The following is a 21,846-nucleotide window of genomic DNA, read 5'->3' as shown; positions in this document are numbered from 1 at the left end:
CGACGTCCATGCTGTTCTTCAGCAGGTTCACGGCAACGTCGGCCACGCCGGGCACGGCCCGCGTCGCCTTCTCCACGCGCGCGGAGCACGCCGCGCACGTCATGCCGGTGACATCGAACGTTTGCTTCACTTCTTACTCCTTCGCAGCCGCCCTCCCCTTCGCGCGAACGGATGTTTCACGTGAAACATCCGCGACAAACGGACGAACGGCCTTGTCTTTCAGCGCGGGTTAGCGCGAGAACTTCTTCAACAGGTTCATGACCTCGTCGATGATCTCCACGTTGCCGCGTTCGATCTGTTCGACCACGCACGTTTCCAGGTGGTTGCGCAGCACCACGGCGGAAATGCTGTGAACCGCGCTTTCCGCGGCCGCCAGCTGCGTGAGCACGTCGGCGCAGTAGCGGTTGTCGTCGATCATCGTCTTCACGCCGCCCAGCTGCCCGATCACGCGGTTCAAGCGACGATGAAGGTCGGCCTGCAGCTCTTCCGAGCGCGGCGTCTCCTTACGGTGGCAGCAGCACGTCGACGCGGGGCGCGACGAGATGGCGGCGTTTTCAGCTTGCGCGTGATTCTCGGTCATGATGATTCCTTCCTTCTATACCCCATGAGGGTATCCAAGCGCGAGTATATACCCCTTAAGGGTATTGTCAACCCCTTCGTCCGCGAGCGCTTGAACGGCGGGAGCGACGGCACGCGTTACGGCGGGCCGCGCCGCCGACGTCGCGGAGGCGGCTCGCCCGCGCTGCAGCCAATGCGAAAGGTAGCGGCGCAGCCGAGCCGGAACGCGGCCGTCACGCGAAGGACACCGCACGGTAGCCCCGCATCGTCGTGCGAACCGCTACACTGGATGCGAGCGGAAACGCGAGGAAGGAGCCGTGGATGTGCCGCCGTTTCATACCGATCGACTGCGACGAAGTCGCCCGCATCGCTGCGGAGATAGAGCGCGACCTGGCCGCGCACGCGGACGAGCTGGCTTCGCTCGACCCGATCGAGGCCTATGAGGACTTCCTCTTCTTCCCCGAATCCGCGCAGCCGGACCGCGCCGAGCAGCGAGCGAAACGCGAAGAGGCGCCTGTGCAGCTCTCGCTGTTCGACGGCGAATCGGACGAGCCGGCAGAAGCCCGCGGAACCGGCGCGATCGGCCGCGCGAACCGCCCCGAGGCGCTTCCCTCGTCGGTCGTGCCGCTCATCGTGGCCGCGGGCGACGGATGCGGCCTCGCGGTAGCCCATATGGCCTGGGGATACGAGGTTCCTTGGAAGAACGGACCCGTGTTCAACACGCGCATCGAGACGGCTCTGCGCAGCGAGGGCAGCATGTGGGCCGAGTCCTTCGCGCGTCGTCGCTGCCTGGTGCCTGCTCGGGGCTTCTACGAATCGCATGCGACCGAGACGGTGCCGAGCGAGCGCACCGGGCGCCCCGTGAAGCGCCAGTACGCCTTCGCAGCGCCCGACGGCGCGCCGCTCTTGCTGGCGGGCGTGCACGATCGCGGACGATTCTCGCTCGTCACCACCGAACCGAACGCCGCCGTGGCTCCCGTGCACAACCGCATGCCGCTCGCGCTGGAACCGGGCGAGGCCGCCCTATGGCTGCGCGGCGTCTACGAGCCGCTGCTCGACCGCGGTGCCGTGCGGCTGACCGCGCGTCCCGAGCGTTGAGCCGGCGAAAGCTTCGACGCCGCAAGGGCCACGACGCCGGAGCGGCGACGGAGCCGACATCCCTCGGCATCGCGACGCGTAGATGTTTCACGTGAAACATCCGTGCGTGTTTTCCATTCGACGAACGATGTTCGGTGGAACCCTTCGCTCGAAGCCGCCCAGTCCCGAGCATCTCCGTGCAGCCGGTTAGACGTGTAATGGAGAAAACATATCGAATTCGGAAGAAAGCCGCGAGCTTCGCGGGGATGAACGGGCGCAATCCCACGGCTTCCCTTCTGCGATCGGGCACTATGCGGAAAGGCAGCTTGCGCTGCGCCTTCGAACCCCTTGCGAACTTCCGAATCCGATGCTTTTTCGCCACCGACGTTGCTTTCGGACGCGTGCGCCGCCTCGTAGCGCGCTACTTCCCGCGCTCGGAAAGGAACAGCCCTGCTATAGTAAGCAGGACTCCGGCGACGACCGGCGGGGTGAGCGGGTCGCCCAGCACGGCGGCCGAGGCCAGCACGGTGAGCGCCGGCACGAGGTAGATGTACAGGCTCGTCTTCACCGGCCCCAGCTCCTTCACCGCCATGTTCCACGTCACGAAGCACAGCGCGCTCGCGCCCAGCCCCAAGAACACGAGGTTGCCCCACATCTCGGGCGCGGCGAGCGAGCCCCAATCGGGCGAAAAGCCCAGAAGCGGCAGCGCGGGAAGCATGAACGCGAGACCCCAGGCGAACGTGCGGCGCGTGACGAGGATGCTGTCGTAGCCGAACGTCGAGAGCTTCTTCGTCACGATGGAGTACACGGCCCACGTGCCCGCCGCCGCCAAGGCCAGCGCCACGCCGATGAGCCCCGCCTGCCCCAGCCCGCCTTCTGCGACAAGGCCGCCCGACGCGCCGCCCGCGAAGCTGACCAGGCACACGCCCGCCATGGCCACCGCGAAGCCGACGAAGAACGGCGCGCGCAGGCGCTCTTTCAGCACGACAGCCGACGCGACGCCGGTGAACAGCGGCGCCGCGGCCACCACCACGCCCACGATGGAGGCCGTGGTGAACGTGAGCGCGATGTTCTCCAGCAGGTAGTACACCGTCACGCCGGTAGCGCCCGCCAGCATGAACCACCGCTCCTCCTTGAAGCCCCGGACGTGCAGGATGCGCGGGCGCAGGAGCGCGAGCGCGACGAACCCGATGACGAAGCGGAAGAACAGGATCTCGATGGGTGCGAGGTGCACGAGCAGCACCTTCGTGGATACGAACGTGACCGCCCACACCACCACGGTGACCAACGCCAGCGCATGCCCGCGCACGGCGGGGCGGCGCTGATCCGCCGGCGCCCCCTCTATGGCCTCGCTTGTTTGAACCGCCATCTCGCTATCCTTCCCGCACCCGCGTGCGCGCCGCCGTTCGGTAGCTGCCGGGGGTGATGCCGTAGAACGATTTGTACACGCGCCCCATGTGCGCCTGATCGGCGAACCCAGACCGCGCGGCGACCTCGGCCGGATCGACGCCCGCCGCCAGCAGGTCGCGAGCACGGTTCGCGCGCACCGCCTGCAGGTAGCGATGCGGCGTGAGGCCCGTCTCCTCGGAGAACACGCGGATGAGGTGGTAGCGCGACACGCCCGCGCAGCACGCGAGGTCGTCGAGAGTGATGCACGAGGCGAACCGTTCTTCGAGGTACGCCCGCGCCCGCGCCACGTTCGCCGCGGAGGGGGCCTCGGGCGCCGAGGGCTCGGCCGCCTCGCTCTCGCAATACCGCGCCGTCTGCGCGAGGAGGGCCCAAAGCGCTTCTTCCTCCTCGAGCGGGTCATGCGCGGAATCGGTCCGGGCGAACGCGTACAGCCGGTCCATGCACGCCGAAAGGGCCGCGTCGCGCACCACCACGGACTTGAAGCGGCAAGCGGGGCCGCCGTCGGGCAGGGACGCGGCGCCGATACCGTGCGATTCGGCGAACGCCTGCGCGAACAGGCCGACGGGCACGACCACGCTGCGGTACATGAGCGGCGCGTCGTCCAAAGGCTTGCAGCCGTGCACCTCGCCGGAGCCGAACAGCACGAAGTCCTCGGGCCCCAGATCGTGCACCTCGCCACGGCACGTCATGCGCCGCCGCCCTCCCACCATCTGGCCGATGGTCCAGAAATCGTGGAAATGGAGCGGGAACGGCTGCACGATGCCCTCGAGCGTGACGAACTCCACGCCCGGGCACGGCCCGAACGGCGCGATGCGCCGGTTCTCGGCGCCCATGTCGGGGTCGGCCAGCCGCGCGCCGCGCACGTCGGGGCGCGCGCTCCAAGATTCGATCGTCTCCATCCAAAACCTTTCGTCCAAGCAGGAGACGATACCACGAACCGCACCGAGCCGCTTGTACGAAATTGCGGGCGGAAGCCGTCGGTGGCGAAGGATCCGCGAAGTCGGCCGAACGGCCGACTTCGTCCGCGAGATGCAGAAGAAAAGCCGCTAACCCTTGATGATCTTGATCTTCTGCGACGCGGCACTTGTAGTTTTAAGAAAGGGTTCGTGGAGATACAGACGATATTTGGCCATTCCGCCGTTCACTTCATCCAGAAGCTCGTCGCCCAGCTCTTCCCTGAACATGCCCTCCAAGGCCTCCCGCACCTCGGAAGGAGCAGCCTCGCAGCCGTTTTCCCGAAGGAAAACCTCCAAGCGGTCGCCCTCCAGCGCCTGCCCGAACGAAGCCCTCAGGTCTTCGTCGTCCAACACCTTCCGGAACAATTCTTCGATGGTCTCCATGTTTGATCCTTTGGTTCGAGGGTATGCGTCCCGGCCGCGGCAAAAGCGCAAAACCTTGCGACCAGTGTGAACGCGCGCTTCCGAAGCGGTCAAGCCTCGACGAACAAACGACCGCTCTCGCGCAACGAAAGACAACCCGCAAACCATTACAGCCGAAGGCGAAGGAGCTTGTCCGAACAGATATTTCACGTGAAACATCTGTACGGAGGGCTGCGTCGGCGGAAGATCTTCGGCCGACCGCGTCCCCCGGCGAATCGCGGCTTCGCTCGCTAGCGGCGCTCCAGCAGCGCGCCCTTCGTCGAGATCACCGCCACCTCGAACGGCACGTTCTTGCCGCTGCGCTCGAGCGCGGCGCGCGCCGCATGTTCCAGGCCGCCGCAGCACGGCACCTCCATGCGCGCCACGGTGACCGACGCGATGTCGTTGGAGGCGAACAGGGCTTCGAGCTTCTGGCTGTAGTCGACGCCGTCGAGCTTGGGGCAGCCGATAAGAGTGATGCGCCCGCGCATGAAGCCGCGATGGAAGTCGGCGTAGGCGAACGCCGTACAGTCTGCGGCGATCAGCACGTGCGCGCCCGCGAAATACGGCGCCTGCACGGGCGCGAGCTTGATCTCCACCGGCCACTGCGAAAGCTGGGAGGGCGTTTCTTCGCAAACCGGTTCGGCGACGGGGGCGGAAGCGGAAGGCCGGGCGGGCTTCGCCTCAGGATCTTCGGACGCGAAGAAGCGCGAGAGCGATCCGGGACAGCCGCCCGACAGGCGTGCGACCGAATTCTCCTGCGCCGTTCGAGCCTTGACCGCAGCCTCGTCGTAGGCTGCCGCCTCGCGCTCCACGAACGAGATGGCGCCGGTCGGGCACGCGGGCAGACAGTCGCCCAACCCGTCGCAATAGTCGTCGCGCAGCAGGCGCGCCTTGCCCTCCACCAGGCCGATGGCGCCCTCATGGCACGCCGCGACGCACAGGCCGCAGCCGTTGCAGGCCGTTTCGTCGATCTCGATGATCTTCCGCAGCATAGATTCCTCCCGAAACAAGTCGTCCTCTTCGCTATCGTCCGGGAGCATAGCATGGCTCGACAGCGCGCTGCGTTGGAAATACAACAAGCGGGAATTTCCCCTTCGGCCCCTTGACACGAACCTTGTTGTCCGTATACTTATGAACAGTTGATCATATGTTGAGAGGTTGACGGAATGAAGCCAGACAAGATTACCGAAGCGGCACCCGGAAGCGAAGACGCTCAGAACGCGCACGACAACGGCTGCTCGTGCGGCAGCGCCGAGCATGCGGGCGTGCCGAGCCCCGAGTGCATGCCCGACGAGGAGCTGCTGTACGACCTCGCCGACCTGTTCAAGGTGTTCGGCGACACGACGCGCATCAAGATGCTGTACGCGCTCATGGGCCAGGAGCTGTGCGTCGCCGACCTCGCCGAGCTTATCGCCGCCACGCAAAGCGCCGTCTCGCACCAGCTGCGCACGCTCAAGCAGGCCCGTCTCGTGAAGTTCCAGCGCGACGGCAAGAACGTCATCTACTCGCTGTCGGACGACCACGTGTACACGATGCTCGCCCAGGGCATGACCCATATCTGCGAATAAGCCCCGCATCGACCGCGGCACGGGATGCTTCGACTCCGCACCGCGCGCCCCCGCTCGCAACAACGCCGAAACGAAAGGACACCGCCATGCGAAAGGCATTCAAACTCCAGGATCTCGACTGCGCAAACTGCGCCGCGAAGATGGAGAACGCCATCAAGAACATCGAAGGCGTGAAAAGCGCCTCTATCAGCTTCATGACGCAGAAGCTGGTGTTGGAAGCCGACGACGACCGCTTCGAAGCGGTGCTGGACGAAGCTCAGCACGCCTGCAAGAAGTTCGAACCGGACTGCGTCATCCTGCGCTAACTTCGGCTTCGCGTATCCTATCCCCTCATCCATAACGAGCGAAAGCCGATGTCATCCTGAGCGAGCGCAACGTGTTCGAAGGATCCCGCGCAGTGTCAGCCGGCAGACTTCCAGCTACCGCCGCGCGGGATCCTTCGACTCCGCGCTGACGCGCTCCGCTCAGGATGACGAACCCCGAACTGCAAGGTTGGAGATCATGAACAAGAAACAGAAACGCACGAGGAACCGCATCCTCCTCGCCATCGCGCTGTTCGTCGTCGTGTACGTCGTGGCGGAGCTGCTTCCGCTGTCGACGTGGCTCGGCAGCGAGACGGCGGCGCTATGGGCGGAGTTCGCGCTGTTCCTCGTCCCCTATCTCATCGCCGGCTACGACGTGCTGCTGCGCGCGGCGAAGAACATCGGCCACGGCCAGGTGTTCGACGAGAACTTCCTCATGAGCGTGGCCACCATCGGCGCGTTCGCGCTGGTGCTGTTCCCCGACAGCGACCCGCACATGGCCGAAGGCGCGGCCGTCATGCTGTTCTACCAGGTAGGCGAGCTGTTCCAAAGCTACGCCGTGGGCAAGAGCCGCAAATCCATCGCCGACATGATGGACATCGCGCCCGACTTCGCCAACGTGGAGCGCGACGGGCAGCTCGTGCAGGTGGACCCCTACGAGGTGGCCGTGGGCGACGAGATCGTCGTGAAAGCCGGCGAACGCGTGCCGCTCGACGGCGTGGTGCTGTCCGGCACGTCCCAGCTGGACACCGCTGCCCTCACCGGCGAGTCGGTGCCGCGCGAAGTGCGCGAGGGCGACGAGATCATCTCGGGCTGCGTCAACATGACCGGCCTCATCACCGTGCGCGTGACCAAGCCCTTCGGCGAGTCCACCGTCAGCCGCATCCTCGAGCTCGTGGAGAACGCGGCCGAGAAGAAGGCCAAGACCGAGAACTTCATCACCCGCTTCGCGCGCTACTACACCCCGGCCGTGGTGGGCATCGCGGTGCTCTTGGCCGTCGTACCGCCGTTGCTGCTGGGCGGCGGCTGGTCGGACTGGGTGCAGCGCGGGCTCATCTTCCTCGTGGTGTCGTGCCCGTGCGCGCTCGTCATCAGCGTGCCGCTGTCGTTCTTCGGCGGCATCGGCGGCGCCTCGCGCCTGGGCATCCTCGTGAAGGGCAGCAACTACCTGGAAACGCTCGCCGGCACCGAGACCGTCGTGTTCGACAAGACCGGCACGCTCACCGACGGCTCGTTCAACGTGGTGGCCATCCACCCGCAGGCGGGAATCGACCCCGACCGCCTGCTGTCCATTGCCGCGCACGCCGAAGCGTATTCCAACCACCCCATCGCGCTGTCGGTGAAGCAGGCGTACTCGGGGCCCATCGACCAGCAGCGCATCGACGACGTGCAGGAGCAGAGCGGCCACGGCGTGCGCGCGAAGATCGACGAGCACGTAGTGCTGGTGGGCAACGACAAGCTGATGAGCGAATGCGGCGTGGGCTGCCACGAGTGCGAGCTGACCGGCACCATCCTGCACGTGTCGCTTGACGGCGAGTACATCGGGCACATCGTCATCGCCGACGTCGTCAAGCCCGACGCAGCCGAGGCCGTCGCCGCGCTGCGGGCCGCGGGCGTGAAGAAGACCGTCATGCTGACGGGCGACCGCGCCGACGTGGCGGCCGCCGTGGCGAAGGAGCTGGGCATCGACGAGTTCCGCGCGCAGCTGCTGCCGCAGGACAAGGTCGCCGAAGTGGAGAAGCTGCTGGAGGAGACGCATGCGCACGGCTCCGGCAAGGGCAAGCTCGCGTTCGTGGGCGACGGCATCAACGACGCGCCCGTGCTGACGCGCGCCGACATCGGCATCGCCATGGGCGCGATGGGCTCGGACGCGGCCATCGAGGCGGCCGACGTGGTGCTCATGGACGACAAGCCGTCCAACATCGCCCGCGCTATCGGCATCGCCCGCAAGACCATGGGCATCGTGTGGCAGAACATCGTGTTCGCCCTCGGCATCAAGTTCCTCGTGCTGGTCCTGGCGGCCGTGGGCATCGCCAACATGTGGCTGGCCGTGTTCGCCGACGTAGGCGTTGCCGTGATCGCCATCCTGAACGCCATGAGGGCGATGAACGTGAAGAAGTAAGCCGCTTGCGTCATCCGAGCGAATCGCCCGTGCCGCCCCGAGAGAGGCGGCGCGGCACGTTGCAGAAGGGTCGCAGCGTCGCATCATCGCCCGAAAAACACGCTAGAAGGCCGTTTTGCGTGTTTTTCGGGCGATGATGCATCTTTCGATGTCGATGTTTCACGTGAAACATCCGTTCGGACAGGCCTGCGACGTCCGGGGAAACGTCGCAGGCAACGGTACGGTGCCCGTGTCGGGGGTCGGATCGGGGGGCGTGGTATGGTGGGGGCATGGACGATCGGATGCAAGATATCGGAGATGCGAAGCCGCGCATGTCGAAGCGGCGGCGCTTCATCGTGGTCGGGCGCTGGGCGCTGGCCGCGGCATGGGCGGCGGTCGTGTACTTCGGGCCCGCCGTGAGCGCGCCTTCGGCAGTGGCGTACTTCGTCGAGTTCGCGGTGCTCGGCTTCCTGCTGGCGAACGCGCTGTGGCAGCATATGGGACTGCTCACCGCCTGCGCAGCGGCCGTCCTGATCACGTGCATGCTGGGCATCGCCGACGGAGCGGTGTCGCTCATGGTTCCCGACCACCCCTTCAGCTTCTTCGATTGGCTCGTGGGCGCGGGAGGCGCGCTGGCGGGCGGCATCGTGGCCCATCCCGCCCTGCGCCTCATCGACAGCTTCGTCTCGTCCGATCTTTAATTTCGGCCTCGATCCGAGCAAACGCTTTCCAACCGAACGTTACAGCTGCGACTCGCCTCGCCCACGCCGCGCGCCCGCCCGCTGCGCCGACGCGCCCGAAGCGTAAGGTGCCGAGCGGAAGGACAAGCCAAGCAGAAGGAGGCAGCCATGAACGCGAAAGAAGGAAGCGCCCGTCCCGCAGCCCTCGGCCGGGGGCTGGACACCCTCATGGGAAACGAGGAGGAGCGCGACGCGCCCTCAGCGGCGGAAACGCCGGATGGGCCGGAGGGGCCGCATCGACCCGCGACGCCGGACGCCCGGCGATGCCAAGACCCCGAGCATGCCCACGGGAAGAGCGCAGGGCTCGTCGGCGGGCTCATAGCCGGTGGAGCGGCGGGCGCCGTCGCCGTGGCGGCGTTCACGCTCCTCGGCGTGCGCGCGGTGCTGGCGATGGGGCGCCGTCGGTAAACGCAAACAGAGAAAGGCGTATCTTCGCTCCAAAAACACGCTTCGTCCGCTGGGGCGTGTTTTTGGAGCGAAGATACGCCTGATTTTGCACGATGTTTCGCTGATTGCGGTCGTTTCCGGCGGGAAACGCCGCGCACATGCGTCATCATGGAGCGCACACGTTTCGAGGAACACGGAGAGCCCATGCCCGACAACCCCGCAGATCGGCAGCATCCCAACGACCCGCTGCACGGCATCACGCTGGAGACGATGCTCAAGCAGCTGGTGAACAAGTACGGCTGGGACGGCCTGGCCAAGCGCATCAGGATCAACTGCTTCAAGAAGAACCCGAACTTCAAGAGCTCGCTCACGTTCCTGCGCAAGACCCCGTGGGCGCGCAGCAAAGTGGAGGAGCTGTACAAGAACTCGAGGTTCTGGGTGGATCTGTAGATCGACCGGCTGCATGTTTTGACGTAAAACGTCATATTCATATCATTTTGCGTCATGTTTCGGCGTATACTGGGAGCCATCCGATAGCGAGGAGACCCCTATGGACAAGACGCGCGCCAAGATCAAGTCGACCAGCATGACCGCATTCGTCGCGATCCTCGCCATCGCGCTGCTGTTCGGCATTCAGACGTCGATCAATATCTTCGACTGGCTGACGACCGGTGAAGCGCTGTCGAACCCCGACTCCGTGCGCCACGGCATGGGATTGCTCGGGGACGGGCTTCTCGTCGCGTTGGCCGTGTACGTCGCTCTCGTCTTTCTGCGCATCAATCGCGAGGAGACGCCGTTCTTCGCAAACCTGCCGCGCAAGATCAAAGCGGTGGCCGTGCTCCTTTTCGCGACGCTCGCGGTGCCGAAGTGGCTGTACTGGGCAGTCGTCAGCATCCAAACCGGAACGCTGTCCGGCGCTCTCGTGGACGAATCGGTCATGTTCGCCTTCATGCTGGCCGCCATCGTGTTCTGCCTCGGGCAGATCATCGAGTACGGCTATCTCGTCCAAGACGAGAACTTCGAGATCATCTAGGAGGGCAGCATGGCTATCGTGCTGCGCCTCGATCGGATGATGGCCGATCGCAAGGTTTCCCTGGGAGAGCTGGCCGAGAAGGTGGGTATAGCCGACGGCAATCTGTCGAAGCTGAAGAACGGCAAGGTCAGCGGGGTGCGCTTCAAAACGCTCAACGCCATCTGCAAGGAGCTGGACTGCCAACCCGGCGACATCCTGGAGTTCGTCGACGACGAAGAAGGCTGATCCTCCCCTCCCCTTTCCCGCGTTTTCTGCTACCGTGGAGACGATGCACCCGAAGGGAAGGACGCCCCATGCGCATGTTGCTCGTCGAAGACGACGCGGCCATCGTCGCCAGCTTGACGGACCTGCTGCGATCGGAAGGATACGAGACGCGCTGTGCCGACGGCCAGGACGCGGCCGTCGAGTTGCTGCGCAGCGAACGTTTCGACCTGGCGCTGGTGGACGTGGCGCTCGCCCAGGGCAACGGGTTCGCCGTGTGCGCGGCGGCCAAGGCGTGCGACCCGGCTCCCGCCGTCATCTTCCTCACGGCCTCCGACGACGAGTTCAGCACCGTGGCCGGCCTCGACATGGGCGCCGACGACTACATCGCCAAGCCCTTCCGCGCCCGCGAGCTGCTCTCGCGCATCCGCTCGGTGCTGCGCCGCACGAACGCCGCCTCGTCGCTTTTGCGCTTGGGCGACGTGGAGATCGACGCCGGCACCGCGTGCGTGCGCAAGGCGGGCCGCGACCTGGCGCTGACGGCGCTCGAGTACCGGCTGCTCCTGCTGTTCGCGCAGAGCCGGGGCAAGCTGGTCACGCGCGAGCACGTGCGCAACGCCATCTGGGACAGCGCCGGCGAATACGTCAGCGACAACACGCTGAGCGTCTACGTCAAGCGCCTGCGCGACAAGGTGGAGGACGATCCGGCCGAACCCCGCCTCATCCTCACCGTGCGCGGGCTGGGCTACCGGACGGGGGCGTGACATGGGCCTGACGAGGAACCGGGCCTTCGCCTGCCAGTTGGTGCTGCTCGCGGGGGCGCTTGCCGTCTTCGCCGCAGCGGCCGCCGCGGTGGAAGGACCGCGCGCGGGCCTGTGGGTGCTGGCCGCCGGAGCGCTGGCCTGCGCGCTGTTCGCGACGTTCTCGCTGCGGCGTTACCGGCAGATCGCGCGTTTGGCGTCCGAGGTCGACGAGGTGCTGCACGGCGGCCGGCGCATCGCCTTCTCGGACTACCGCGAGGGAGATCTGGCCGTGCTCAGAAACGAGCTGGCGAAGATGGTGGCCGCCCTGCGCACCGCCACCGAGCGCCTCGACGCCGAGAAGAACGCGCTGGCCGACGCGCTGGCCGACGTGTCGCACCAGATACGCACCCCGCTCACGGCCATGGGGCTGCTCATCGGCACCGCCGAGCGCACGAGCGACGAGGCCGAGCGCATCCGCGCGCTGCACGAGCTGGAAACGCTCGTGAGCCGCGTGGGATGGCTGGTCACGGCGCTGTTGAAGCTGGCGAAGGCCGATGCCGGGGCCATCCGCGTGCAGGCTCGCCCCGTGGATGCGGCGCGGCTCGTGCGCGACGCGCTGGCCCCGCTGGCCGGCGCCTTCGATCTGCGCGACGTCGCCTGCGAGACGCACGTCGACGAGGGAGCGTCGTTCAACGGAGACGCCGCCTGGTCGGCCGAGGCGCTGGGCAACATCCTCAAGAACTGCATGGAGCACACGCCCGCCGGCGGATGCGTGCGCGTGCAGGCGTCCGAGGACGCCGTGGCCTTCCGCCTGTCCGTCGCCGACACGGGCCCGGGCATCGCCGCCGAGGACCTTCCCCGCCTGTTCGAGCGCTTCTACCGCGGCGCGGGATCGGAGGGGTTCGGCATCGGCCTCGCGCTGGCCCAGGCGCTCGTGACCGCCCAGGGAGGCACGCTGCGCGCGGGCAACGACCGCGAAACGGGCGGCGCTCGCTTCGACCTGACGTTCCCGAAGGTGGTCGTGTAGGAGGCCCTTCGCCCGGAACGGCGGGCTGGCCGAATATGACAATTCCGTCATGCGGCGTTCATGCCCGCGCAAGCGCGGGATGGCACACTATTCCGTAGACCGTTAGCGAGAAAGGCTCCTCATGGACATTCTGACCATCGACCATCTCACCAAGGTGTACGGAAGCGGCCCCACGGCGCTCAAGGCGCTCGACGACGTGTCGTTCAGCGTGGCCGCGGGCGAGTTCGTGGCCATCGTCGGCTCGTCGGGCTCCGGCAAGTCGACGCTTCTGCACCTCATGGGCGGCGTCGACCGCCCCACCTCCGGCACGGTGCTGCTGAACGGCGCGGACGTGTACGCGCGCTCCGACGAGGAGCTGGCCGTGCTGCGCCGTCGCGACGTGGGGCTGGTCTACCAGTTCTACAACCTCATCCCCGTGCTCAACGTGGTGGAGAACATGACGCTTCCCGTGCTCATGGACGGACGCGCCGTGAACGAAGAGCGCCTCGGCATGCTTCTGGACGGCTTGGGACTGCGCGGCCATGAGCGCTTCCTGCCCAATCAGCTGTCAGGCGGACAGCAACAGCGCGTGGCCATCGGGCGCGCGCTCATGAACGCGCCTGCCGTGGTGCTGGCCGACGAGCCCACCGGCAACCTCGACTCGCGCAACTCGCACGAGATCATGGCGCTTTTGCGCGAGTCGAACAAGCGCTTCGACCAGACGCTCGTGGTGATCACGCATGACGAGGACATCGCCTGCATGGCCGACCGCGTCATCGCCATCGAGGATGGCCGCATCGCCTCCGACGAAAGGAGGCGCTGATGGCCGGCATATTCACGCGTTTCACCCTGCGCTCGCTCGCTCAGAACCGCGTGCGCACGGCCGTGACCGTCGTCGGCATCGCGCTGTCCACGGCGCTTCTGGCCGCCGTGCTGACCAGCGTGGCAAGCGTGCAGCAGGGCTTGCTCGAGCGCACGATGGTAACTGAAGGATCATGGCACGTGTTTTCCCCCGACGTGCCCGCTCAGGGCATCGATGCGCTCGTGGAAAGCGACGCCGTGACCGACCTCGCCACCTTCCGCGACCTCGGATCGGCCGCACTCGCGCCCGACGACGCCAACCGTCTGGGTGCGTTCATCGCGCTGAAGACGACGCCGACCACCGTCAAGGGCGTCGACGAGCCGGGCGGCGCGCCGTACTCCCTGATGCCCGAGCTGGCAAGCGGGCGATGGCCCGAGACAGCGGACGAGATCGTGCTGCCCGACTATCTCCAAGGCGAGGAGCTGGGCGCGGGAGGCGCCGAGGGCGTTGTTTCGAACGGCCCCCTTGAAACGGGTTCCACCCTCACGGGAGGTTTTGGAAACCTCGCAGCCGCCGAAGACGGCGCGCGCCTCGCCGACGGAAACGAGACGCGCGTCGAGAACGCCCGCGAGCGCACGCTGACGGTTACCGGATTCTACAAGCGACAAGCGCCTTTCCTCGCCAACAACTACACGGCCTCTTCCGCGCCCAGCGTCGCCCTCACCGTGGCCGACGCGTCTGAGGAAGGAGCGGCTGCGGGCGCGTATCTGGTCACGCAAGGTCTGGGAACCCTCGACGAGATGAAGGCCTTCTTCGCCGACGCGACCGGATTGGACGATACGGCCGCCACTCTGTACCACACCAGCCTGTTCTCGTACTTGGGCATCTCCGACGGCAGGCCCATCTGGGGAAGCCTCTGGGCGGTTGCCGCCGTGTTGGCCATCGTCATCGTGGCGGCGTCCGCATCGCTGATCTACAACGCATTCGCCATCTCGGTGGCCGAGCGTACGCGGCAGTTCGGACTGCTGGCCTCTCTCGGCGCTTCGAAGCGGCAACTGCGCAGCACCGTGCTGGCAGAGGCGCTGCTGCTGGGAGCCGTCGGCGTGCCGATTGGCCTCTTAGCGGGCGTGGCGGGCACGGCAGGCGCGTTCTCGTCGTCGCAGGAGGCGTTCGCTGCGATGTTGGGATCGGGATCGGCGGGGCTCGCGGTGCACGTGGATGCCGGAGCGTTGGCTGCGGCCGCGGCACTGTCGATAGCCACTTTGCTGGTGAGCGCCTGGGTGCCGTCGGCCCGCGCCGCCCGCGTCTCAGCCGTCGACGCCATCCGCCAAACGCAGGACGTGCGCCTCTCGAAGCGCGCAGAACGGTCGGCACCATCGCACGCGCCCGACGTCGGGCGCGTGAAGCTGGGCATCGCGGGCAGGCTGTTCGGCATCCCCGGGTTCGTCGCACACCGCAACCTGTCGCGCTCGGCGACGCGCGGGCGCACCGTGGTGGCATCGCTCGCGGTCAGCGTGACCCTCGTGGTGGTCGCCGGCAGCACGGCGCTGTACCTCGCGCCGCTGTCCGACCGCGCCAGCAGCTCGCGCGGCGCTGGGAGCGGAGCCGACATCGTGGTGTCGGCGCATCCCGACTACACCACCCCGCGCGAAGGGAACGACCTGTCCGACTACGCCGCCGAATACGACGAGTTCCTGGCGCGGGCGAGTGAGATCGAGGGCTTGCAGCTCATAGGCTCGTGCCGCCAAGGTCAGGCCGAAAGCGTCGTCGACGGTCGCATGATATCGCAAGAGGCGCGCGCTGCTCGGCAGGCTTACAACTCCCAGACGAGCGCCGACTGGGTGCCCGACAGCTTCGGCGAGGACGGCGATTACTACGGGGCCCTGTACACCTTCTTCGTCGACGATGCCTCGTGGCGCGCGCTGCTGGACGAGCTCGACCTGGACGTAGCCGCCTACACCGACCCGGAGAACCCGCGCGCCATCGGCCTGAACACCTATCAGGACAGGATGCCCGACGGCACGTACGTGTCCACGAAGCCCTTCGCGGGCACCGGCGCCGTCGACCTGTACGTCACCGAGGAGCGCGAAGGATTCTCCAACATGGGCTTGCAGGAAGGCCCGGACGGACGGCCCCTGGTGGGGTACCTCGACCGGGAGGCCGGGGTCAGCGGGACGGCCGACATCGTCACCGCCCCGATCGACGAGGCGGCCACGGCTTTCCGCATCGAGATAGGAGCGCTCTGCGACGAGGAGCCGGCCGTGCTGAACGCCATCGCGGCCAACAACCACTTCCCCTCGATCATCCTGCCGGAGAGCGTTGCGGAGAGAGCCGCAGGGCTGGGCGACTACCACTCGAACCCGTACACGTACTCGTTCGCCGGAGCCTCGTTCACGGCGGAGGATCACGCGAAGGCTTCCGACGAGCTGGAGGCGCTGGCGCGCGACTTGGGCGACGTCGTGGTCAACGTCAGCGACATCGAGAATGCGGCGCGCCAGAACCGCCTGATCGCGCAGGCCTTCCAGCTGTTCGTGCTGTGCTTCTCCGTCATCACGACGCTCATCGCCGTGGCCAACGTGTTCAACACGCTGGCGAACGGGATCATCCTGCGCACGCGCGAGTTCGCCGCGCTGCGTTCCATCGGCATGGGCAACCGCGCCTTCGCCCGAATGCTGGCCTACGAGTGCGCGAGCTACGCCCTGCGCGGTTTGGGGATAGGGCTGGCGGCAGCCGTAGCGGTTACATTCGCGCTGTTTGCAGCAACGTCCATGGCGTTCGCCGGCCTCGAGTTCACGCTGCCGTGGGACTACGTGGCTCTCGCCGTGGCCATCGTGGCCGTCGTGCTGGCGCTCAGCGTGGCCTACGCGCTGCGCCGCTCGCACGCCTCCAACATCGTGGAGGCTCTGAGGTCGGACGCGATCTAGCAACGCCCGCGCGCCTTTCCGCGAGGGGCGCGCGGGCCGACAGGACGGCCGCCTTACCGTGCACGCACCGTCTTCACGATGGAGTCCACGGCGTCGATGACGAGCGCCGCCACTACGAGACCGCAGAACGCCGTCTGCGCGTTGGACACCGCCCACAGCACCGGGCCCTCCAGCGCCTTGCCCGACGACTGCATCGCCTGGACGACGGCATGGGAGTCGACCAGCTGGAAGTTCGTCAGCCAGAACACGACGAGCGCTCCCGCTACCAGGTCGCATGCGAACGTCACCGCCAGCACGCGCTTCGTATAGCGGCCTTCCACCAGCTTGAAGCTCTCGCCGGCGACGCACACGAACGTCCACACGACGACGACCCATGCCGAAGCGCGGAAGGCGTCGACGTTGAACGGATCGAACGGCACGCCGTCTGCGCGATGGCTGAGCGCGTTCAGCACGTCGGGGAACAGCAGGAACACAACGGCGCCCACGATGGAGAACACGATGCCGGCAACCGCGTCGCCGCGCGTGGAAGACCTGGTCTCGCGCGGCACGGGCGGCAGGTCGTCGAGCGAGCCCATCGTCTCGACCTCGATGCCCCGGCGGGAGAAGAAGGCGAACAGCAGGGTGACGATCGCGAACGCGAAGAGAAGCGCCCCTATCAGGGATCCGATGCCCTCCAGCACGCCTCCGAGGAGGCTCCCTTCCGCGCCCGTTGCGAGCGACAGCGCCCCGGCGACCAGCATGCCGCCTGCGACGCAGGCCAGCACGATCTTCAGAACGTAAAGGTACTGTGCGTAGTACGGCTGTCCGATCAGGCATTCCCCTTCCCCGCTCGTGTACTTGCGCACCATCTCGCCCGGGGTTCCCAGCTCGGTGAGCACGACCCGGACGTCCTTGGCCGTGGGCGGCAGGCTGCCGCAGCGCTCGTCCAGCATGTCCGAGATAAGCGTGCGCAGCTCCTCGGCCACGTCGGAGCGCTGTGCGCTGGGCAGGTGCCGCGCGATGGCGTACAGGTAACGCTCGATCAGGTCGTTATCGTTCGGCATGTTCCCGATCCTCTCCGTTTGTCTCCAACAGCTTGCCCACCCCGTCGCACAGAACGTGCCACTGGGCCTCCACTTCGCGCAGCACGCGCAGGCCCTCGTCGGTGGTGCGGTAGTATTTGCGCGGCTTCGAGCCGCCGTTGTCCCATTCGCTTGCCAGCAGCCCTTGCGACTCGAGGCGCCGCATCAGCGGGTACAACGTGTTCGCCTCGATAGGGATGCCGTGGTCGGCCAGCGATTTCACCAGCGCGTAGCCGTATGCCGGCTCGCGCAGCTGGCTCAGCACGAGCATGACCAGCGTGCCGCGCCGAAGTTCCAAGACCATGCTCGATACGATGTCGTCGTACGCCATGCGCCCCTCCTTCCAGTGCCGCTTCCCTGCGCCGCAGGTTTTGCGGTTGCGTCGGATAGTGTGTGTCGCACACTATAACATAGTTCACACGATAATGTGCGGCACACAGTACGAATCGTATGGGGTATACTCGTGTCTGCCGGTTCAGCGAACCGGGTGGGCCGAGGGCCCGCGCGCCCGCCGACGAAAGAGGCCGCCATGCACCGCATGACCGACAGCGAGTTCGAATCAGCCGTGGAGGAGGCGCTCGGATGCATTCCCGAGCGGTTCCTCGACGCGCTCGAGAACGTGGCCGTCGTCGTAGAGGACGAGCCGAACGACTACCATCTGGAAACCCTCGAGGAACCCGACTGTCTAGGGGCTTCCGTCTGCGACAACGAGTTGCTGGGGCTCTACGACGGCGTGTCGCTGCCCGATCGCGCCGACGGCTACGACAGCGACGTCCCCGACGTGATCACCGTGTTCAAAGGTCCCCATGAGCGCTGCTTCGGCTCGCGCGCGGAGATCGTCGAGGAGATCGGGAAGACCGTCGTGCACGAGATCGGGCACTACTTCGGCATCGACGACGCTCGCCTCTACGAGATGGGATACTGAGCAGGGCGCCGAAAGAACGAACGACCTGCCTATACACCCGCGCCATTTCACGTATAATTTCCTCAGATCATTGCCGAACACGAGGAGGACCCCCGCATGGACCCCAACAAGCGCCCCGAAGACATGGAGCGAATCACCACCCCTGAGCTGGCGAACGCCTTCATCGACGAGCAAATGGACGCGATCCGCGCCCAGATCGGCGACAAGAAGGTGCTGCTGGCGCTGTCCGGCGGCGTGGACTCGTCGGTGGTGGCGGCGCTGCTGATCAAGGCCATCGGCAAGCAGCTCATCTGCGTGCACGTGAACCACGGCCTCATGCGCAAGGGCGAGAGCGAGCAGGTGGTTGACGTGTTCCAGAACCAGCTGGACGCGAACCTCGTGTACGTGGACGCCACCGACCGCTTCCTCGAGCTGCTCGACGACGTGGCCGAACCGGAAGCCAAGCGCAAGATCATCGGCGCCGAGTTCATCCGCGTGTTCGAGGAGGAGGCCCGCAAGGTGGGCGACGAGGTGAGCTTCCTCGCGCAGGGCACCATCTACCCCGACATCCTGGAATCCGACGGCGTGAAGGCGCACCACAACGTGGGCGGTCTGCCGGACGACCTGCAGTTCGAGCTGTGCGAGCCCGTGAAGCTGCTGTACAAGGACGAGGTGCGCGTCATCGGCCGTGAGCTGGGCCTTCCCGAGGGCATGGTCGAGCGCCAGCCGTTCCCCGGCCCGGGCCTGGGCGTGCGCTGCCTCGGCGCCATCACGCGCGACCGCCTGGAGGCGCTGCGCGAGGCCGACGCCATCCTGCGCGACGAGTTCGCCGCGGCCGGCCTCGAAGGCAAGGTGTGGCAGTACTTCGTGAGCGTCCCCGACTTCCGCGCCACCGGCGTCCGCGACGGCGTGCGCGCCTTCGAATGGCCCGCCATCATCCGTGCGGTGAACACGGTGGACGCCATGACGGCCGAAGTGCCGGAACTCGATTGGGCGCTGCTGAAGAAGATCACCGCACGCATCTTGGCCGAAGTCCCGGGGATTTGCCGCGTGGTCTACGACCTCACGCCGAAGCCCATCGGAACCATCGAGTGGGAATAGACAAACATACGTTCGCTTTATTTGGCACTTAAGCGCATATTAGCACTAAGTGGCGGCAATCCCCTAATCGGAGCAAGCCACCGCGAAAACACGAAGATGCTTTTCCATAGGAGCCCCTGAATCAAGCGAGATCCAGGGGCTCCTTTTCCGCCATATATCGCCGCGCATGCGTAGCTCTCAAGAGAAATTCGACCTCTGATCAATAGCAGAATACAGACTCGTAACTTTTCATCATACACATTTAATGCGCTAGACACGCATTTGCATAAAACGCAAACTTATTAGACGCTTCGTTCAATGATCCAATTGCGTAGTACTCGCCCTTTGTTTTGCCGACGCAATTAATCATGGGCGAGGACAAGAATGCAAGCATGTTCTCGATCTCATCTATTGATGGAGATAAACCTCTGTTTCGAGCCTTCAGCAGAACATACAATTCGCGAACGGACAATGTTCCTCCGATAACTTCATCATTGCTTTCAGAGGCCAAGCAATCCATCACCGCATGAAGCACGACACCGCTTCTCACAAGGCGAGAACGCGCAGGATCCAGCACATTCAAATCCGCAAGCCCGTATTTCTCAAATAAATTTTTATAATCCTGGGCACTTAGAGGTGTCTTCTCATGCAGTCTAATCAACTTACACAAAGACTCCACGTCTATTAGCACGATTTTATGCTTGATGGCGCGAGAAACCACCCGTTCACCCTGAAAGCCGCATCCAACAACAATAGCGAATTGCGCATCGTGACGCTTTCGATGGTCTACTAGCGTGTCGAAATTCAATTGAGATTCGTTGACTAAGCCGTTTGCTGTAGATTTCGCATCAATCGTGATGCGGTAAGCGTATTTAGCCGCCGAATACGTGGAGGCAAGCACGTCTGTCTTCCCAGAACCTCCAAGCCATTCCGATTTAAATCCAAGCCTTTTGAAAGCCTCGGCACATGCACGCTCGAATCGTCCATGATTGCTAGAATCTTTTGATGATAAGTGCAACTCCGCGAGTAGCTCTTCGCAGCAAGAGACAGGAGTCGACGCAATGCTATCGCTTGCAGAAGAGTCGACTGACTCGCAGACGCTCTGGACAGATACCGATTCAAGCAAAGCTGACGTTAGATAACGATACTTTTGAAAACACTGGAAAATCAAGGTTTTTCGAGCGACGGACAAGCAGGGTATTGTACTAAAAACTGAATACGACGCAGAAGCGGCGTTTCTTACTCTCTACATGGGAGAACAGGAACGCCGCTTTTTTCATGCCCTTTGTTACGCAGTAGGGGCAGAAAAAGCCTTGCTACAAGCGGTTTTCCGGGCGCGTATCTGGTGCGGAAAGGGATTTATACCTTATCCCCCGAAACCGCGCTTCTACTGCGTAACAAATCCAAAGCAAAGGAGTTATGAACTATGGCAGTTTTCAGAGTGGAACGGAACAAGGGCTACACCGTAATGAGCAACCACCACCTACGCAACAAGGAGCTTTCCCTAAAGGCAAAGGGGCTGTTGTCGCAAATGCTGTCACTCCCCGAAGATTGGGACTACACCTTGAAAGGCTTATCCCTTATCAACCGGGAGAAGATAGACGCTATCCGCGAAGCCATTAAGGAGCTTGAACGCGCCGGGTATATCGTCCGTTCAAGGGAGCGCGACGAGAAAGGACGCTTGCGGGGCGCGGACTATGTGATATTCGAGCAGCCGCAGCCGCCTACGCCGGATTTACCTACATTGGAAAATCCAACATTGGATAATCCAACACAGGAAAAACCTACATTGGAAAAACCTACGTTGGAAAATCCAACGCAATTAAATAAAGATATACAAAGAACTGACTTACCAAAAAAGAAAAATAATTACTGATGAACAAAGTACCCATTCCATTCCTATCCTTTCCCCTAACCCCTCTCCTTGCAGAGAAGCGGCTACGCCGCCGGAACGGAAAGGAACGGAAGCGGCAGCACAGAGCGCAGTTGATATATACCGGGAAATCATCAAGGACAATATCGACTACCACATTCTCAAACAGGACATGAAGTTTGACAGTGACAGGCTTGACGAGATTGTAGACCTCATGCTTGAAACCGTATGCACCGCCAGAAAGCGGGTGCTTATTGCGCCGTTTTTGCTACACCGTTCCACGCTCCACTGCTACAGCGTTCCATGGCAGACTGCCACGTAGCAATGCGGGTTGCTCTGATTGCGAGGGGCGCGCAAGCGCCCCTCTTGGCCAATACGGCCGGTTATGCTCTTAGCCGATGCGCTTGCGCATTGACTCGTCGCCTTCAATATGGATGACGTCCGACCGATAGACTATGCGGTCGATGACGGCATCTGCGATTGCTCCTTCCCCGAGCTTTGAATGCCAGCCTGCTGGCGAGAACTGCGAGCAAATCAATAAGGACCCGCTGCGCAAGCGCGCCTCGACTATCTCTAAAAGCTCGCGCGCCGCCTTCCCCTCGAGCTTTTCCAAAAGCCAATCGTCCAGTATCAGCAAGTCGCATTTCGTGTAGCGCTTCTTCGCCTTGAGCCAATCCTCGTTCTTGCTCACGTTCAGCTCGTCGAGCATTTCGGG

At 64.6% G+C, this 21,846-nt stretch carries 25 protein-coding genes and 1 pseudogene; 16 read left to right on the top strand and 10 right to left on the bottom strand.

Annotated features, from left to right (window positions below):
* Positions 1–130: heavy metal-associated domain-containing protein (locus HMPREF1023_RS16195; protein ID WP_198006019.1), on the bottom strand; the 130-nt coding region annotated here is incomplete at its 3' end.
* Between the two features lie 99 nt (positions 131–229).
* Positions 230–580 carry a metal-sensing transcriptional repressor gene (locus tag HMPREF1023_RS13350; RefSeq protein WP_009306960.1) on the bottom strand — a complete coding sequence of 117 codons (351 nt, stop codon included), beginning with the start codon at positions 578–580 and terminating at the stop codon, positions 230–232.
* 299 nt (positions 581–879) lie between these two features.
* On the opposite strand from HMPREF1023_RS13350, the gene HMPREF1023_RS13345 reads away from it, so the two are divergent.
* Positions 880–1,656, top strand: coding sequence for an SOS response-associated peptidase (locus HMPREF1023_RS13345; protein ID WP_009306959.1), 777 nt, complete (start codon positions 880–882; stop codon positions 1,654–1,656).
* Positions 1,657–2,056: 400 nt separating this feature from the next.
* On the opposite strand, the gene HMPREF1023_RS13340 is transcribed toward HMPREF1023_RS13345, so the two are convergent.
* The 4 genes from HMPREF1023_RS13340 to HMPREF1023_RS13325 form a co-directional block, all read right to left on the bottom strand.
* Positions 2,057–3,004, bottom strand: a complete 948-nt coding sequence (locus tag HMPREF1023_RS13340; RefSeq protein WP_009306958.1) for a DMT family transporter — start codon at positions 3,002–3,004, stop codon at positions 2,057–2,059.
* A gap of 4 nt (positions 3,005–3,008) precedes the next feature.
* Positions 3,009–3,944 (bottom strand): AraC family transcriptional regulator, encoded by a 936-nt coding sequence (locus HMPREF1023_RS13335; protein ID WP_009306957.1) that lies wholly within the window; start codon positions 3,942–3,944, stop codon positions 3,009–3,011.
* 147 nt (positions 3,945–4,091) lie between these two features.
* Positions 4,092–4,385, bottom strand: coding sequence for a hypothetical protein (locus tag HMPREF1023_RS13330; RefSeq protein WP_009306956.1), 294 nt, complete (start codon positions 4,383–4,385; stop codon positions 4,092–4,094).
* 269 nt (positions 4,386–4,654) lie between these two features.
* A complete protein-coding gene (locus HMPREF1023_RS13325) occupies positions 4,655–5,398 on the bottom strand; it encodes a 4Fe-4S dicluster domain-containing protein (protein ID WP_009306955.1) in 744 nt (247 codons plus the stop codon).
* A 174-nt stretch (positions 5,399–5,572) separates the two neighbouring features.
* On the opposite strand from HMPREF1023_RS13325, the gene HMPREF1023_RS13320 reads away from it, so the two are divergent.
* The 12 genes from HMPREF1023_RS13320 (at position 5,573) to HMPREF1023_RS13265 (ending at position 16,213) form a co-directional block, all read left to right on the top strand.
* Positions 5,573–5,974 (top strand): helix-turn-helix transcriptional regulator, encoded by a 402-nt coding sequence (locus HMPREF1023_RS13320; protein ID WP_009306954.1) that lies wholly within the window; start codon positions 5,573–5,575, stop codon positions 5,972–5,974.
* An 86-nt stretch (positions 5,975–6,060) separates the two neighbouring features.
* Positions 6,061–6,279: a cation transporter gene (locus HMPREF1023_RS13315; protein ID WP_009306953.1), complete on the top strand. Its 219-nt coding sequence runs from the start codon at positions 6,061–6,063 to the stop codon at positions 6,277–6,279.
* Between the two features lie 196 nt (positions 6,280–6,475).
* Positions 6,476–8,398, top strand: coding sequence for a heavy metal translocating P-type ATPase (locus HMPREF1023_RS13310; RefSeq protein ID WP_009306952.1), 1,923 nt, complete (start codon positions 6,476–6,478; stop codon positions 8,396–8,398).
* 269 nt (positions 8,399–8,667) lie between these two features.
* On the top strand, positions 8,668–9,078 hold the full coding sequence (locus HMPREF1023_RS13305; RefSeq protein ID WP_009306951.1) for a hypothetical protein: 411 nt from the start codon (positions 8,668–8,670) through the stop codon (positions 9,076–9,078).
* A gap of 147 nt (positions 9,079–9,225) precedes the next feature.
* Positions 9,226–9,525 carry a hypothetical protein gene (locus HMPREF1023_RS13300; protein WP_009306950.1) on the top strand — a complete coding sequence of 100 codons (300 nt, stop codon included), beginning with the start codon at positions 9,226–9,228 and terminating at the stop codon, positions 9,523–9,525.
* 183 nt (positions 9,526–9,708) lie between these two features.
* Positions 9,709–9,954, top strand: a complete 246-nt coding sequence (locus HMPREF1023_RS13295) for a VF530 family DNA-binding protein (RefSeq protein ID WP_009306949.1) — start codon at positions 9,709–9,711, stop codon at positions 9,952–9,954.
* Between the two features lie 100 nt (positions 9,955–10,054).
* The gene (locus HMPREF1023_RS13290; protein WP_009306948.1) at positions 10,055–10,537 is read left to right on the top strand and encodes a hypothetical protein; all 483 of its coding nucleotides are present in this window, start codon (positions 10,055–10,057) and stop codon (positions 10,535–10,537) included.
* Between the two features lie 9 nt (positions 10,538–10,546).
* On the top strand, positions 10,547–10,762 hold the full coding sequence (locus tag HMPREF1023_RS13285; RefSeq protein WP_009306947.1) for a helix-turn-helix transcriptional regulator: 216 nt from the start codon (positions 10,547–10,549) through the stop codon (positions 10,760–10,762).
* Positions 10,763–10,830: 68 nt separating this feature from the next.
* Positions 10,831–11,502 carry a response regulator transcription factor gene (locus HMPREF1023_RS13280; protein WP_009306946.1) on the top strand — a complete coding sequence of 224 codons (672 nt, stop codon included), beginning with the start codon at positions 10,831–10,833 and terminating at the stop codon, positions 11,500–11,502.
* Between the two features lies 1 nt (position 11,503).
* A complete protein-coding gene (locus HMPREF1023_RS13275; protein WP_009306944.1) occupies positions 11,504–12,508 on the top strand; it encodes a sensor histidine kinase KdpD in 1,005 nt (334 codons plus the stop codon).
* A gap of 121 nt (positions 12,509–12,629) precedes the next feature.
* Positions 12,630–13,310, top strand: a complete 681-nt coding sequence (locus HMPREF1023_RS13270) for an ABC transporter ATP-binding protein (protein ID WP_009306942.1) — start codon at positions 12,630–12,632, stop codon at positions 13,308–13,310.
* Positions 13,310–16,213: an ABC transporter permease gene (locus HMPREF1023_RS13265; RefSeq protein WP_009306939.1), complete on the top strand. Its 2,904-nt coding sequence runs from the start codon at positions 13,310–13,312 to the stop codon at positions 16,211–16,213. Before HMPREF1023_RS13270 ends, HMPREF1023_RS13265 begins: the two co-directional genes overlap by 1 nt.
* A gap of 53 nt (positions 16,214–16,266) precedes the next feature.
* Here HMPREF1023_RS13265 and HMPREF1023_RS13260 read toward each other — a convergent pair whose 3' ends face one another.
* Complete coding sequence (locus HMPREF1023_RS13260; protein ID WP_009306937.1) at positions 16,267–17,256, bottom strand: hypothetical protein; 990 nt, start codon at positions 17,254–17,256, stop codon at positions 16,267–16,269.
* On the bottom strand, positions 17,243–17,605 hold the full coding sequence (locus tag HMPREF1023_RS13255) for a PadR family transcriptional regulator (RefSeq protein ID WP_009306934.1): 363 nt from the start codon (positions 17,603–17,605) through the stop codon (positions 17,243–17,245). Before HMPREF1023_RS13255 ends, HMPREF1023_RS13260 begins: the two co-directional genes overlap by 14 nt.
* A gap of 198 nt (positions 17,606–17,803) precedes the next feature.
* Here HMPREF1023_RS13255 and HMPREF1023_RS13250 point away from each other — a divergent pair, with 198 nt between their 5' ends.
* Positions 17,804–18,199 carry a metallopeptidase family protein gene (locus HMPREF1023_RS13250; protein WP_009306933.1) on the top strand — a complete coding sequence of 132 codons (396 nt, stop codon included), beginning with the start codon at positions 17,804–17,806 and terminating at the stop codon, positions 18,197–18,199.
* Positions 18,200–18,295: 96 nt separating this feature from the next.
* Positions 18,296–19,279 (top strand): glutamine-hydrolyzing GMP synthase, encoded by a 984-nt coding sequence (gene guaA / locus HMPREF1023_RS13245; RefSeq protein ID WP_009306930.1) that lies wholly within the window; start codon positions 18,296–18,298, stop codon positions 19,277–19,279.
* 241 nt (positions 19,280–19,520) lie between these two features.
* On the opposite strand, the gene HMPREF1023_RS15310 is transcribed toward guaA, so the two are convergent.
* The gene (locus HMPREF1023_RS15310) at positions 19,521–20,276 is read right to left on the bottom strand and encodes a restriction endonuclease (protein WP_009306928.1); all 756 of its coding nucleotides are present in this window, start codon (positions 20,274–20,276) and stop codon (positions 19,521–19,523) included.
* A gap of 408 nt (positions 20,277–20,684) precedes the next feature.
* Here HMPREF1023_RS15310 and HMPREF1023_RS15770 point away from each other — a divergent pair.
* Positions 20,685–21,390, top strand: a pseudogene (locus HMPREF1023_RS15770) (DUF6017 domain-containing protein); the annotation flags it as partial.
* 132 nt (positions 21,391–21,522) lie between these two features.
* On the opposite strand, the gene HMPREF1023_RS13235 reads toward HMPREF1023_RS15770, so the two are convergent.
* Positions 21,523–21,846, bottom strand: a 324-nt coding sequence (locus HMPREF1023_RS13235; protein WP_009306927.1) for an ATP-binding protein, incomplete at its 5' end; no start/stop codon positions are given.

The sequence above is a fragment of the Eggerthella sp. 1_3_56FAA genome, from assembly GCF_000185625.1.
Lineage (GTDB): Bacteria > Actinomycetota > Coriobacteriia > Coriobacteriales > Eggerthellaceae > Eggerthella > Eggerthella lenta.
The sequence above is the reverse complement of the archived record's forward strand: the minus strand, read 5'-3'. Positions and strand labels throughout refer to the sequence as shown.

Coding starts and splice junctions, on each gene's coding strand:
- HMPREF1023_RS13350 (WP_009306960.1), bottom strand. CDS start 580: ATGACCGAGAATCACGCGCAAGCTGAAAACGCCGCCATCTCGTCGCGC.
- HMPREF1023_RS13345 (WP_009306959.1), top strand. CDS start 880: ATGTGCCGCCGTTTCATACCGATCGACTGCGACGAAGTCGCCCGCATC.
- HMPREF1023_RS13340 (WP_009306958.1), bottom strand. CDS start 3,004: ATGGCGGTTCAAACAAGCGAGGCCATAGAGGGGGCGCCGGCGGATCAG.
- HMPREF1023_RS13335 (WP_009306957.1), bottom strand. CDS start 3,944: ATGGAGACGATCGAATCTTGGAGCGCGCGCCCCGACGTGCGCGGCGCG.
- HMPREF1023_RS13330 (WP_009306956.1), bottom strand. CDS start 4,385: ATGGAGACCATCGAAGAATTGTTCCGGAAGGTGTTGGACGACGAAGAC.
- HMPREF1023_RS13325 (WP_009306955.1), bottom strand. CDS start 5,398: ATGCTGCGGAAGATCATCGAGATCGACGAAACGGCCTGCAACGGCTGC.
- HMPREF1023_RS13320 (WP_009306954.1), top strand. CDS start 5,573: ATGAAGCCAGACAAGATTACCGAAGCGGCACCCGGAAGCGAAGACGCT.
- HMPREF1023_RS13315 (WP_009306953.1), top strand. CDS start 6,061: ATGCGAAAGGCATTCAAACTCCAGGATCTCGACTGCGCAAACTGCGCC.
- HMPREF1023_RS13310 (WP_009306952.1), top strand. CDS start 6,476: ATGAACAAGAAACAGAAACGCACGAGGAACCGCATCCTCCTCGCCATC.
- HMPREF1023_RS13305 (WP_009306951.1), top strand. CDS start 8,668: ATGGACGATCGGATGCAAGATATCGGAGATGCGAAGCCGCGCATGTCG.
- HMPREF1023_RS13300 (WP_009306950.1), top strand. CDS start 9,226: ATGAACGCGAAAGAAGGAAGCGCCCGTCCCGCAGCCCTCGGCCGGGGG.
- HMPREF1023_RS13295 (WP_009306949.1), top strand. CDS start 9,709: ATGCCCGACAACCCCGCAGATCGGCAGCATCCCAACGACCCGCTGCAC.
- HMPREF1023_RS13290 (WP_009306948.1), top strand. CDS start 10,055: ATGGACAAGACGCGCGCCAAGATCAAGTCGACCAGCATGACCGCATTC.
- HMPREF1023_RS13285 (WP_009306947.1), top strand. CDS start 10,547: ATGGCTATCGTGCTGCGCCTCGATCGGATGATGGCCGATCGCAAGGTT.
- HMPREF1023_RS13280 (WP_009306946.1), top strand. CDS start 10,831: ATGCGCATGTTGCTCGTCGAAGACGACGCGGCCATCGTCGCCAGCTTG.
- HMPREF1023_RS13275 (WP_009306944.1), top strand. CDS start 11,504: ATGGGCCTGACGAGGAACCGGGCCTTCGCCTGCCAGTTGGTGCTGCTC.
- HMPREF1023_RS13270 (WP_009306942.1), top strand. CDS start 12,630: ATGGACATTCTGACCATCGACCATCTCACCAAGGTGTACGGAAGCGGC.
- HMPREF1023_RS13265 (WP_009306939.1), top strand. CDS start 13,310: ATGGCCGGCATATTCACGCGTTTCACCCTGCGCTCGCTCGCTCAGAAC.
- HMPREF1023_RS13260 (WP_009306937.1), bottom strand. CDS start 17,256: ATGCCGAACGATAACGACCTGATCGAGCGTTACCTGTACGCCATCGCG.
- HMPREF1023_RS13255 (WP_009306934.1), bottom strand. CDS start 17,605: ATGGCGTACGACGACATCGTATCGAGCATGGTCTTGGAACTTCGGCGC.
- HMPREF1023_RS13250 (WP_009306933.1), top strand. CDS start 17,804: ATGCACCGCATGACCGACAGCGAGTTCGAATCAGCCGTGGAGGAGGCG.
- guaA (WP_009306930.1), top strand. CDS start 18,296: ATGGACCCCAACAAGCGCCCCGAAGACATGGAGCGAATCACCACCCCT.